The sequence below is a fragment of the Rhodospirillales bacterium genome, assembly GCA_014323865.1.
GTDB lineage: Bacteria > Pseudomonadota > Alphaproteobacteria > SP197 > SP197 > SP197.
The window spans coordinates 383394-394533 of sequence record JACONG010000010.1 but is presented as its reverse complement, the minus strand read 5'-3'; the positions used below and the strand labels follow the sequence as shown (position 1 = coordinate 394533).

Sequence of the window (11140 nt, the reverse complement as noted above, 5' to 3'; positions counted from 1 at the left end):
GGGACGACCCTTACGGGTACCGGAACGATCACTGCGACCGAGATGACCAGCACCCTGAGCGGTACCCTTGCCCCGAGGGTTACTGTTTCCAATGAGCGTACCGGAGTCAGCGGGACAATTGCAGGTAACGTGTACGATCACGATGGGTCGTTGCTGGTACACGGAGACCTGACAGGAACCGTTACTGTGGGCTCACAAGCTGGCGCTCCTATCGAAGGTGGAGCGTTTTACGCTGTCCAACAACCTGCCCCGACCCAGAACTGAAGACAGAATCAGGGTTTCAGGCGGCCACGCCGCCTGAAACCTTCTGTCTCTTCCCGACCGCCTCCCGAAAGGGCAGGTTGTTCCGCAAGGTGTTCCGTAATTGGCGAACACCATCCATGCCCACCCGTCGAGACCACGAGCGAGGCCTCAGGGTCGCATATGTCAGTCGCATATGTCAGTCGATGATCGGGGTCGACGATCAGGATTGCGATGCCGCTCTGACCGACGCGGCGATCTGCCTGAGCGATCTGCCTGAGCAGATTCACGCCAGCCGGGGGAACCGCTGCCGGTTCCCCCGGCTGGCGATCCGATCTAGTGTTCCTCTCCGCGCTCGCCGCTGCATGCCTTGATCGGACAATTCTGCCATGACGACGCACGACAGCCTGATTTCGCTGGTCGGCAACACGCCGCTCCTGAAGCTGCGCGGCCCCTCCGAAAAGACCGGTTGCAACATCCTCGCCAAGTGCGAGTTCCTCAATCCCGGCCAGTCCGTGAAGGACCGGGCCGCCCTGTCGATCATCCGCGACGCCGAGGCGCGCGGGGACCTGCAGCCCGGTGGCGTGATCGTCGAGGGCACGGCGGGCAACACCGGCATCGGGCTCTGCACCGTGGGCCATGCGCTCGGCTACCGCTGCGTGATCGTGATGCCGGAAACCCAGAGCCAGGAGAAGAAGGACACCTTGCGAGCCCTCGGCGCCAAGCTGCATCTGACACCGGCCAAGCCCTACAAGGACCCGCAGAACTACATCCGCACGTCCGAGCGCATGGCCACCGAAATCGCCGCCAGGGAGCCCAACGGCGCGATCTGGGCCAACCAGTTCGACAATGTTGCCAACCGTCAGGCCCATATCGACGGCACCGGCCCCGAGATATGGGATCAGACCAACGGCAAGGTCGACGCTTTCGTCTCGGCGATCGGGACCGGCGGCACGCTGGCCGGCGTCGGCATCGCCCTCAAGGAGCGCAACAAGGATGTGAAGATCGTGCTGTCCGACCCCTTCGGCTCGTGCATGCACACCTGGTTCCAGACCGGCGAGCTGAAATCCGAGGGCAGCTCGATCTCGGAAGGCATCGGCCAGGGCCGCGTGACGAAGAACATCGACGGCGGCCCGATCGACATGTCGATGCAGATCACCGATGTCGAGATGCTGGACGTCATCTACGACCTCCTGCAGCATGAGGGCCTCTGCACGGGCGGCTCGACCGGCATCAACGTCGCCGGCGCAATCAAGGTTGCCGGGGAGATGGGCCCCGGGCACACCATCGTGACCATTCTTTGCGACGTCGGCACCCGCTATCAGAGCAAGATATTCAATCCGGCGTTCCTGTGGGAGCGCAACCTGCCGACCCCGCCCTGGATGAACTGACATGGAGCTCGTGTTCCGCGATGACGCCTATGCGGCGTCCTGCGAGGCCAAGGTCACATGGGCCGAGGCCGGGCGCATCCGGCTCGATCGCACGGTCTTCTACCCGACCGGCGGCGGCCAGCCGGGCGACACCGGCCGCCTGACGCTGGCCGACGGCTCGGTCGTCGAGATCGCGGACACGGTCAAGGGCGATCATCTGGAAGACGTCGTCAACATTGTCGCCGAAGGGGCCACCCTTCCGGCGGTCGGTACACCGGTCGCCGCGGAGATCGACTGGGAACGGCGCTTCAAACACATGCGCATGCACACCACGCTTCATGTGATCTGCGCCCTGGTCGATGCGGAGATCACCGGTGCATCGGTGGGCGCCGAAAAGAGCCGGATCGATCTCAACTGGCCGCAGCCCGACATGACCAGGGACGATCTCACCGCGAAGCTCGCCGCCATCGTTGCGGCCGACCATCCGGTCCGACCGATCTGGATCGCCGACGACGAACTCGACGCACGGCCCGAGCTGATCCGCACCATGTCGGTCAAGCCGCCGCGTGGTATGGGCAGGGTACGTCTGCTGGAAATCGAGGGCGTCGACCTTCAGCCCTGCGGCGGCACCCATGTGTCGCGCACGGGCGATCTCGGCCAGGTCGCGGTCTCCAGGATCGAAAACAAGGGCAGGCAGAATCGACGCGTGAACGTCGTCCTGCTCGACTGACGGAGCACATCATGAAACGTGGCAAGAGCCTGGTCTCGACCGACTGGCTGGCGGATCGCATCGACGCACCCGACATCCGCGTCGTCGACGGATCGTGGTATCTGCCGACCGAGGAGCGCGACCCCAGGGCTGAATACGCCGAACGGCACATCCCCGGTGCGGTCTTCTTCGATATCGACGGGATTTCCGACGACAAGTCGGACCTGCCGCACATGCTGCCCTCGCCCGAAAAGTTCTCGAGCCGGGCCCGCAAGCTGGGACTGGGCGATGGCGTGCGAATCGTGGTTTACGACGGCGGCAACATGATGGCCGCAGCGCGGGTCTGGTGGATGTTCCGGGTCTTCGGCCACGAGGACGTCGCGGTGCTCGACGGCGGCCTTGCCAGGTGGATGGCCGAGGAACGGCCGGTCGACGATGAAGCCGTCATCCCGCGCGAGCGCCATCTGACCGCGCGCATGAACTCCTTCCTGGTCCGCGACCGGGAGCAGATGCTCAACAACCTGAGCACCGGGCGCGAACAGGTCGTGGACGCACGCGGTGCGGGTCGGTTCACGGGCGAGGAGCCTGAAATCCGCCCCGGTCTGCGCGGTGGCCATATCCCCGGCAGCCGCAACCTGCCCTGTTCGACGCTGCTCAACGACGACGCGACGGTGAAGGACGACGACGCCATCCGCGCCGCCTTTGCAGACCTGGGTGTCGATCCGTCGAAGCCGGTCGCCACCACATGCGGTTCGGGCATCAGTGCCTGCTTCCTGGCACTCGCGCTTGATCTGATCGGTGCGCGCAAGGTTGCGGTCTACGACGGCTCCTGGACCGAATGGGGCGGACGCGACGACACGCCCGTGGAAACCGGCCCCGCCGCTTGATCCGCCATGGCCGAGGTCTTCGGGAAGGACGGCGTACGCGATCTCGAGACCGTCATCACGTTCCTTGAGATGCGAAACCGGCCGACACGTCCGCGGCGGCCCGCGCCACTGCTCAGGACCGCCATTCTGCGCGCCGGTCCACTTGCCGTTCGTCCGGCACAATCCCGACCCGGACCTGACCTGAGCCGACCGGGATTCCGGGGATCCCGTTCCTCCCGCCCCGGTGCGTGAATCCGCTCTGCATCGAAAGACCCGGAGCATCGTCACCCGTTCAGATTGATTCAATCTGAACGGGATATGCCCTAGGCTCCACACCGGCCGGTAAAGGGAACAACCATGAAGGACGACACCAGGGTCGTGGCCGCGGGGCGTGATTTCCACGGCAATCACGGCATCGTCAATCCGCCGGCCTGCCACGCCTCCACGGTGCTCTTTCCGACCTGCGGAAGACCTTCGTGACACCGGGCAACTGCATCGCACCCGACGACGCCTGCCTCGCCCGGCGCGGCATCCGGACTCTGGCCATACGCCTTGGCCGACCTCAGGAAACAGGCTTCGTGCTGCATCCCGGCCTCGGGTCGAGCCCCGACCACGCCCTCTGGAAGCGCGCCTTCACGGGTTCCAGCGGCCTGTTCGGTATCCTGCTGCAGCCGATGAGCGAAAGCCGGAAGTCCGCCTTCTTCGACGATCTCCATCACTTCGGCATGGGCTGCTGCGGCTCCATGCCGGTCTCGAGAATGCCGGCGATCCTGTCACCGAACGCGAGGCTGCATTCGATCGCCTCAACGCGGCCCCCCGAACCCTGCGATGTTCGACCTGACGCCGCTTGAGATCGAAGCGCTGAAGCTCAGCCTCAGGGTCGGGTTCTGGGCCGTGCTGGGCAGCCTGCCGCTGGGCCTGCTTGTGGCCTGGCTGCTGGCGCGGGTCGCATTCCCGGGACGCACCATCGTCAACGGCATCGTCCACCTGCCACTTGTCCTGCCACCGGTCGTGGTCGGCTACCTCCTGCTCGTCCTGCTGGGGCGGAACGGCCCGATCGGCAGCGTGTTGCAGAGCTGGTTCGGCTGGACCTTCGCCTTCACCTGGCAGGGTGCCGCCGTGGCCAGCGCCGTGGTCGCCTTCCCGCTCATGGTCCGCGCCATCCGGCTTGGCCTCGACCTGGTCGACCGCAGGCTCGAAACCGCCGCCCGCACGCTGGGTGCCGCGCGGATCGACGCCTTCTGGTCCGTCACCGTGCCGCTCGTGCTGCCAGGCATTCTCACGGGCGCCGTGCTGGCCTTCGCGCGCTCCATCGGCGAGTTCGGTGCAACGATCACCTTCGCCTCCAACATTCCCGGCCAGACCCGGACCCTGCCGCTGGCGCTCTACACTGCCACGCAGACACCCGGCGGCGACGAAGGTGCCCTTCGCCTGGTGCTGATCTCCTGCATTCTGGCCTTTGCGGCGCTCGCCGCCTCGGAACTCCTCGCCCGCCGTGTTCAGCGCCGCCTGTCGGGAGGTGACACATGATCGAGGTGACCGTCAAACGGGCTCGCAAAAAGTTCACAATCGATGTCAATTTTACGGAAGAAACCCATGGTATAATGACATTATTCGGCCCAAGCGGATCCGGAAAATCGACCCTGATCGAGCTCGTTGCGGGTCTCCTGAAGGCCGACAGCGGCCGGATCGCGCTGGGCGGGCGCGTGCTCTTCGACGGCGCGGATGGCACGAACCTCCCTCCCGAAAAGCGTCGGCTCGGTTATGTCTTCCAGGATGCACGCCTGTTTCCGCACATGACCGCCCGCGCGAACCTGCGCTACGGCATGCGCCGTCGGCCGGCTGCCGAGCGACGGATCGCGGAAGCCGACGTCATCGATCTCCTCGGCGTCGGGCATCTGCTCGACCGGCGCCCCGCCCGGCTCTCGGGCGGCGAGCGCCAGCGCGTGGCGATCGGGCGGGCCCTGCTCACCAGTCCGGACCTCATGCTGATGGACGAGCCGCTCGCCTCGCTCGACCAGCCGCGCAAGAACGAGATCCTGCCCTTCATCCGACGCCTGCCGCGCGAGCTCGGCATCCCGGTGATTTATGTCAGCCATGCGCTTGAGGAGGTCATCCGGCTGTCCGATCGGGTCGTGGTGCTGCGCGAGGGCCGTGTGCTCGCCGCCGGGGATGTCGAGGACATCCTCAGCCGTCCCGATCTCGCCCCGCTGACGGGACGGTTCTGGGCCGGTGCGGTGATCCGTGCGAGCGTCGCCGGCCACGACACCGACTATGCCCTCACCCGGCTCGATTTCTCCGGCGGCAGCCTGCTCATCCCCGGCCTCGACCATGAGCCGGGCGCGGAGCTTCGTATCCGCATCCGCGCCCGCGACGTGTCAATTGCGCTCCAGGTGCCCGAGGGCAGCAGCATCCTCAATGCCATCCCCGCGACCGTGCGCGCGGTCGCCCACAGCGGCGGAGCCCAGGCGGATGTGGTTCTCGATGCCTCCGGCACCCGGCTTCTGTCCCGCATCACGCGCAAATCGGCGGAGACGCTCGGCCTCTCGGAAGGCACACCCGTCCACGCCATGATCAAGGCCGTCAGCGTCGAACGCCCCAGCGTCGAACGCGCCGATACGGGACGTGCGTCATGACATCGAACCCACGCCCCGACCTCGACACGATCCGTAGCACACGGGCCGCAGCACACGGGCCGTGAGAGCCCTGCCGCCCCTCTGGCGCAACAATTCCGGCGCACATGGAGCACAGCGATTGCCCGATGCATCCCCCGTACGCTACATTGCGCCGGCACGGCCCAATGTATCGGAATCGGGCTATGGCGGTGCGCCCGGGCGTCGGTCGACCGGACCCTTTGGATGGATATGGTTGAGGAGACGTGAGAATGACGGGCACCGGGACACGGGATATGCGCGGCAGGACCAGACACGGGATCGCGGGCGCAATCCTGGCAATGCTGATGCTGACCGGTCAGGCCGGGGCGCAGGTCGACAGATGCGACTGGACGGAAGGGGCGTTCTGGGACGGTGCGGGCCTGCCGGCCGTGGAACGCTGCATCGACGCCGGGGCCGATATTGAGGCGCGGACCGAACACGGATCGACACCGCTGCACAACGCGGTGGTTTTATATGGCAAAGCGGAGATCGTGCAGGCCCTGATCACCGCCGGGGCCGACATTGAGGCGCGGACCGAAGACGGACGGACACCGCTGCACCGGGCGGCGCGTAACAGCATTGGCGCGGAGGCCGTGCAGGCCCTGATCGCCGCCGGGGCCGATATCGGGGTGCGGAGCAATAACGGAGATACACCGCTGCACGAGGCGGCGCATGGCGGCACAGCGGAGAGCGTGCAGGCCCTGATCGACGCCAGGGCCGACATCAGGGCGCAGACCGAAGACGGCAGGCTCGCCGCCGATCTTGCCGAAGGCAACGCAGCGGTGCGCAACCATCCTGTGTTCTGGACACTGAACGACGCGCGGTTCGACTGACCGGCGGGCGTCGGGATCGGGGTGCGAAACGAGGATGGCAGGCTCACCGTCGATCTCGCCTGCCACGGCGAGGCCATTCCCGGTCGTGCCGCGTTCGGGAAACGCAAGGAGGCGACCGGAATGCCATGCCTCCCAGACCCGGCGGAATGGCGCGCCCTCCAGGATTCGAACCTGGGACCTACGGCTTAGAAGGCCGTCGCTCTATCCAACTGAGCTAAGGGCGCGCGGGAAACTGGTCAGCCCGGTCTCTGCCACTTGAAATTGTCGGCGTAGGACTTGGGCACGATCTTGCGGGTCTGGTGTTCCATCACGCGGTAGTCGATGCCGTGGCGTTCGGCGTAAGCAATCGCCTCTTCGCGCGTCTTGAAGGTCAGGCGGAGCTGGTCGGCCTTCATGTCCGACGATCCGGTCCAGCCCATCAGCGGATCGGCGGTCGGCGCGGACGACGCGGCATACTCCAGCACCCAGACATGGGTCCTCGCGCGGCCCGACTGCATGGCGGTCCTGGACGGGCAGTAGATTCGTGCGGTCATGGCAGCCCTTCGGCCACGGGTTCTTCACGCCTTCTATAAGGTACGCGCGATGACAAACGCAAGCGCGGCTGCCGAGGCGGAGGCCGTTTCGGCGCAGGATCACTGACGCCCGGCCTGAGCCTTCCGCCCGGCGACTCCGATAAGTCGAGGCTCTCGGCAAGGAAAACCTCCTCGACGGTTCGGGTACGCGAACAGTATCTCAAGTGTCTTGCGGTTGGGTTCGGTGCCACAGGGATAGAAGTTCCGCCCCATGAGGACACGGTTGTCCTCAAGCTCCCGGGTGCAATCCCGGGTGCACGAGGGCAACATAGCGGTTATCCGGGTCAGCCGGTTCTTCGTCCGGTAAGGCTCTCCGTCCTGGCTCCGGAACAGGTACTGCGCCGCTCGTTGCCCTCGTTGATCGAGATCAGAGCATCACGGCAAGCCGGGAATGGTCGGGGCGGCTGGATTCGAACCAGCGACCCCCTGCTCCCAAAGCAGGTGCGCTACCAGACTGCGCTACGCCCCGACCGGAGGCGGCCCTTTTGATTGCTGAGGCGGGCTGCGTCAACCGTTACCGCGCTGGTTCCCGCTGCCGGCGATGTCGACCCCGGGCACCTCATCCTCGATCACCATGCCGTTTTCAGACCCGGGAGAATCCAGAACCAAATGCCCGACTCTGTATGGATTCCCGATCAGCGCTCGAAAGCCTCGTGAACAATTCGGTCGCCGACGCCGAGCGAGAGCTCCTCCACGGTCCCGGCAAGAACCTCCAGAACCGCCAGAGCCGGTACGCCCGACAGGATGGGAGTCTCATCGAAGGGGACAGCGTTCGTGCTGATACTGACGATGTATCCGAAGCGATCGATAAATATCAGATCGAGTGGCAGAATGGTGTTCTTCATCCAGAAGCTCCGCAATGCTTCCTCCGGGAAGATAAACAACATTCCTTTGCACGCGCCCATCTGCTCGCGAAACATTAGCCCCTGAGCCCTTTGCTGTGCACTCACCGCCAGTTCGACATCAAAACGGTAGGACTCGCCATCTGTCGTCTGGATCGTTAGATGATCTCGTTCAAAGGCTTGAGCTCCCGCCACAAGGGGGCCAGCCAGGGTGGCAAGAACGAACGCGAGCCCGATGAAACGCTTTGTCAAAGACCAGGGAGACGGGAACAGCCCGGCGCCCGCTCGGCACCGATTCAATCCTGTATTCATTCCGGGTATCGTCGGCTCTGTTCCGGTTCTGGCGGGCACACCCTACCCGACTGACAATTCCCGAACATCAGGGTTATCCATTTCCCGATGTTGCAGCCTGGGCGGCGCTTGAGCCCGATGCGGGATCGATGGTCGCTGTGTTCGCGCTGTTCGACATCGCGGTTCCGGCTGTGCGGAATTGCGCAAGCCGCGTCGCGGCCGGACTTGCCCAAACGGACCCTCTGGGCATACTCGGACTCCAACACGGGGACATCGCGGGCGGGGTAAGGCCCGCGCGTCCACTTTCCCTGTAACGTACTCGGGCCCTGCAACGTACTCGGGAGACGCCATGTTCTCGGCACGGACCTTCAGCCTGTTCGCCATCCTGTTCGGCACCTGGTTGCTCCTTTCGGGCCACTGGGATCCGTTTCTGATTGGCTCGGGACTCGTGTCCTGCCTCATCGTCGTGACGATTGCACATCGCATGAGCGTGATCGACGGCGAGGGACATCCCGTGCAGCTCACATGGCGTCTGATCGTCTACCTTCCCTGGCTCGCCTGGCAGATCACCCGGTCGAACATCGCCGTGACCCGTGCTGTCCTCGGTCCGATGTCCCGGCTCGATCCCGCCTCGGGCTGGGTGACCGCGAGCCAGCAAACCACGGTCGGGCTCGTTACCTTTGCAAACTCGATCACGCTGACACCGGGCACCGTGTCGCTGTCGGTCTTTCCCGGCCGCATTCATGTCCATGCGCTCTCCTGCTCGGAGTTCGAGTCGCTGAAAGAGGGCGAGATGGACCGCAGGGTCTGCGCCATGGAGGGATCGTCATGATGTTCACGATCCCCACCTTGCTGCTGGTCGCGGCCATGACGTTGTCGTTGGTGCGCGCCGTGCGCGGGCCGACACCCTACGACCGCATTCTCGCGGTCAACGTGCACGGCACCATGACCGTGCTGCTGATAGCCCTGGGCGGTTTCCTGACCGGACGTCCGGATTTCCTGGACCTCTCGCTAACCTATGCGCTGCTGAACTTCGTCGGCACCCTTGCTGCGCTGCGGTTCTTCAAGCACGGCCATCTGGGAGAGGAAGAATGATCCTCGCCCTCGACATCGCAAGCTGGATTTGCCTGATCATCGGCGCCTTGCTGATGGTGGTGAGCGCGATTGGCCTGTTGCGCCTTCCCGATCTCTTCACCCGGCTGCACAGCGGCGGCCTGGCCGACACCGGCGGCGCCGCCCTTCTGCTGCTCGGCATGGCACTGCAGACCGATTTCGATCTCGTGACCGTGAAGATCGTGCTGATCGGTATCGTTCTGGTGCTGACATCGCCGACAGCGAGCCATGCCGTGGCTCATTCCGCCCTGTTGGGCGGTCTGTCGCCGAACGCTCCTGAGGCCAATCAGGCCAGAGACGAGTCCGACAAGGAGAACCCCTGATGGTCGAATGGCATGTCATCATCCTTGTCGTCCTGATGATCGCGCTCGCACTGACGCTCGTGAAGATCCGCAGCCCGCTCGGCATGGCGATCCTGACCGGCGTCTACAGCCTGATCCTCGCGGTCGTCTTCACCCTGCTCGACGCTGTCGATGTCGCGTTAACGGAGGCGGCCGTGGGTGCCGGTATCACCCTGACGCTGATGTTGGCGGTGATTTCGCTCACGACACGGGAGGAAATGCTCCGCAGCAGTCACATCAAGCAACGTTATATCGGCCTGCCGGTAGCCATCGCGACCGGCTTGGCGCTGATGTATGCCACCTTCGAGATGCCGCTGATGGGCGATCCCTCGGCACCGAGCCAGACTCATGTTGGCGACCGTTACCTTGCCGAGGGACCAGCCGAGACCGGCGTGCCCAACGTCGTCACGGCCGTCCTGGCGAGCTATCGGGGCTACGACACGCTGGGTGAGGTCACCGTGATCTTCACAGCCGGCATCGCCGTCATTGCTCTTCTCTGGCGCTGGAAGGAGGACGGCGAATGAGCGAACACCTGATCGTCCGTGTCGTCGTCAAGATGCTGGTCCCGTTCATCCTGCTGTTCGCACTCTATGTGCAGATGCACGGCGACTATGGCCCTGGCGGCGGCTTTCAGGCTGGCGTGATTTTCGCGACCGGTTTCATCGTCTATGCCGTGGTTTTCGGCGTACGCCGCACCATCAAGGTTCTGCCACTTCCGGCTGTCACTCTGTTGATCTCGTCAGGCCTTCTGCTCTATGCGACCGTCGGCTTCGCCACCCTCTTCCTCGGTGGCAACTTCCTCGAGTACGGTGCGCTCGACAGCAACAATCCCGTTCACGGCCAGCACATCGGCATCATCATCATCGAACTCGGCGTCGGCATCACCGTCGCCGGCGTGCTGATCGCCATCTTCTTCACCTTCGCCGAGCGCTGGCGGCCGTAGTGGGTGCGCTCGAGTTCGTCCTCGGCCATGCCGTCCAATGGGGTGCGATCATCGTGATGATGATCGGACTCTACATCGGCATGACACAGGGCAACCTGATCAAGAAGGTCATCGGCCTCAACATATTCCAGACGTCGGTGTTCCTGCTCTACATCGAGATCGGCTATGTCGAGGGCGGCACTGCGCCGATCGTGCTTGAGGGTGCGACGGCCTACTCCAACCCCCTTCCCCATGTGCTGATCCTCACGGCCATCGTCGTTTCGGTCGCGACGACGTCGCTCGCGCTCGCCCTGATCGTGCGCATCCGGGAGGCCTACGGTTCGATCGAGGAGGATGAACTCCGCGACGATGGAGATCGCTGAAACT

15 protein-coding genes and 2 tRNA genes are annotated in these 11140 nt (G+C 64.6%); 13 read left to right on the top strand and 4 right to left on the bottom strand.

The genetic code is table 11. From position 1 onward, the window contains the following. Positions 1-629 precede the first annotated feature (629 nt). From GDA49_06215 to GDA49_06185, 7 genes are all read left to right on the top strand, one after another. Positions 630-1631: a cysteine synthase A gene (locus GDA49_06215; GenBank protein MBC6439995.1), complete on the top strand. Its 1002-nt coding sequence runs from the start codon at positions 630-632 to the stop codon at positions 1629-1631. Between the two features lies 1 nt (position 1632). Next, positions 1633-2340, top strand: a complete 708-nt coding sequence (locus GDA49_06210; GenBank protein ID MBC6439994.1) for an alanyl-tRNA editing protein — start codon at positions 1633-1635, stop codon at positions 2338-2340. Positions 2341-2351: 11 nt separating this feature from the next. After that, positions 2352-3206: a 3-mercaptopyruvate sulfurtransferase gene (sseA, locus tag GDA49_06205; GenBank protein MBC6439993.1), complete on the top strand. Its 855-nt coding sequence runs from the start codon at positions 2352-2354 to the stop codon at positions 3204-3206. A gap of 410 nt (positions 3207-3616) precedes the next feature. Beyond that, entirely contained in the window at positions 3617-4036 is a 420-nt protein-coding gene (locus tag GDA49_06200) for a PLP-dependent transferase (protein ID MBC6439992.1), read from the top strand. After that, positions 4014-4715 carry a molybdate ABC transporter permease subunit gene (gene modB / locus GDA49_06195; GenBank protein ID MBC6439991.1) on the top strand — a complete coding sequence of 234 codons (702 nt, stop codon included), beginning with the start codon at positions 4014-4016 and terminating at the stop codon, positions 4713-4715. The genes GDA49_06200 and modB overlap by 23 nt, the downstream gene beginning before the upstream one ends. Then, positions 4712-5821 carry a molybdenum ABC transporter ATP-binding protein gene (gene modC, locus GDA49_06190; protein ID MBC6439990.1) on the top strand — a complete coding sequence of 370 codons (1110 nt, stop codon included), beginning with the start codon at positions 4712-4714 and terminating at the stop codon, positions 5819-5821. Before modB ends, modC begins: the two co-directional genes overlap by 4 nt. Before the next feature lie 248 nt (positions 5822-6069). Then, positions 6070-6672, top strand: a complete 603-nt coding sequence (locus GDA49_06185) for an ankyrin repeat domain-containing protein (protein ID MBC6439989.1) — start codon at positions 6070-6072, stop codon at positions 6670-6672. Between the two features lie 147 nt (positions 6673-6819). On the opposite strand, the gene GDA49_06180 is transcribed toward GDA49_06185, so the two are convergent. The 4 genes from GDA49_06180 to GDA49_06165 all read right to left on the bottom strand — a co-directional run bounded on the left by GDA49_06180 (position 6820) and on the right by GDA49_06165 (position 8398). Further along, positions 6820-6896, bottom strand: a tRNA-Arg gene (locus GDA49_06180). A 12-nt stretch (positions 6897-6908) separates the two neighbouring features. Further along, complete coding sequence (locus GDA49_06175) at positions 6909-7205, bottom strand: ETC complex I subunit (GenBank protein ID MBC6439988.1); 297 nt, start codon at positions 7203-7205, stop codon at positions 6909-6911. Positions 7206-7636: 431 nt separating this feature from the next. Beyond that, positions 7637-7713: transfer RNA gene (locus GDA49_06170), tRNA-Pro, on the bottom strand. A gap of 166 nt (positions 7714-7879) precedes the next feature. Then, positions 7880-8398, bottom strand: coding sequence for a DUF192 domain-containing protein (locus tag GDA49_06165; protein MBC6439987.1), 519 nt, complete (start codon positions 8396-8398; stop codon positions 7880-7882). 328 nt (positions 8399-8726) lie between these two features. Here GDA49_06165 and GDA49_06160 point away from each other — a divergent pair, with 328 nt between their 5' ends. The 6 genes from GDA49_06160 to GDA49_06135 are packed head-to-tail and all read left to right on the top strand — an operon-like array spanning position 8727 to position 11136. After that, on the top strand, positions 8727-9209 hold the full coding sequence (locus GDA49_06160; protein ID MBC6439986.1) for a Na+/H+ antiporter subunit E: 483 nt from the start codon (positions 8727-8729) through the stop codon (positions 9207-9209). Next, complete coding sequence (locus tag GDA49_06155) at positions 9209-9472, top strand: pH regulation protein F (protein ID MBC6439985.1); 264 nt, start codon at positions 9209-9211, stop codon at positions 9470-9472. Before GDA49_06160 ends, GDA49_06155 begins: the two co-directional genes overlap by 1 nt. Next, a complete protein-coding gene (locus GDA49_06150) occupies positions 9469-9813 on the top strand; it encodes a monovalent cation/H(+) antiporter subunit G (GenBank protein MBC6439984.1) in 345 nt (114 codons plus the stop codon). Before GDA49_06155 ends, GDA49_06150 begins: the two co-directional genes overlap by 4 nt. Next, positions 9813-10355: a DUF4040 domain-containing protein gene (locus GDA49_06145; protein MBC6439983.1), complete on the top strand. Its 543-nt coding sequence runs from the start codon at positions 9813-9815 to the stop codon at positions 10353-10355. The genes GDA49_06150 and GDA49_06145 overlap by 1 nt, the downstream gene beginning before the upstream one ends. Then, positions 10352-10774, top strand: coding sequence for a Na(+)/H(+) antiporter subunit B (locus GDA49_06140; GenBank protein MBC6439982.1), 423 nt, complete (start codon positions 10352-10354; stop codon positions 10772-10774). The genes GDA49_06145 and GDA49_06140 overlap by 4 nt, the downstream gene beginning before the upstream one ends. Next, the gene (locus GDA49_06135; protein ID MBC6439981.1) at positions 10762-11136 is read left to right on the top strand and encodes a cation:proton antiporter subunit C; all 375 of its coding nucleotides are present in this window, start codon (positions 10762-10764) and stop codon (positions 11134-11136) included. The genes GDA49_06140 and GDA49_06135 overlap by 13 nt, the downstream gene beginning before the upstream one ends. Positions 11137-11140 lie beyond the last annotated feature (4 nt).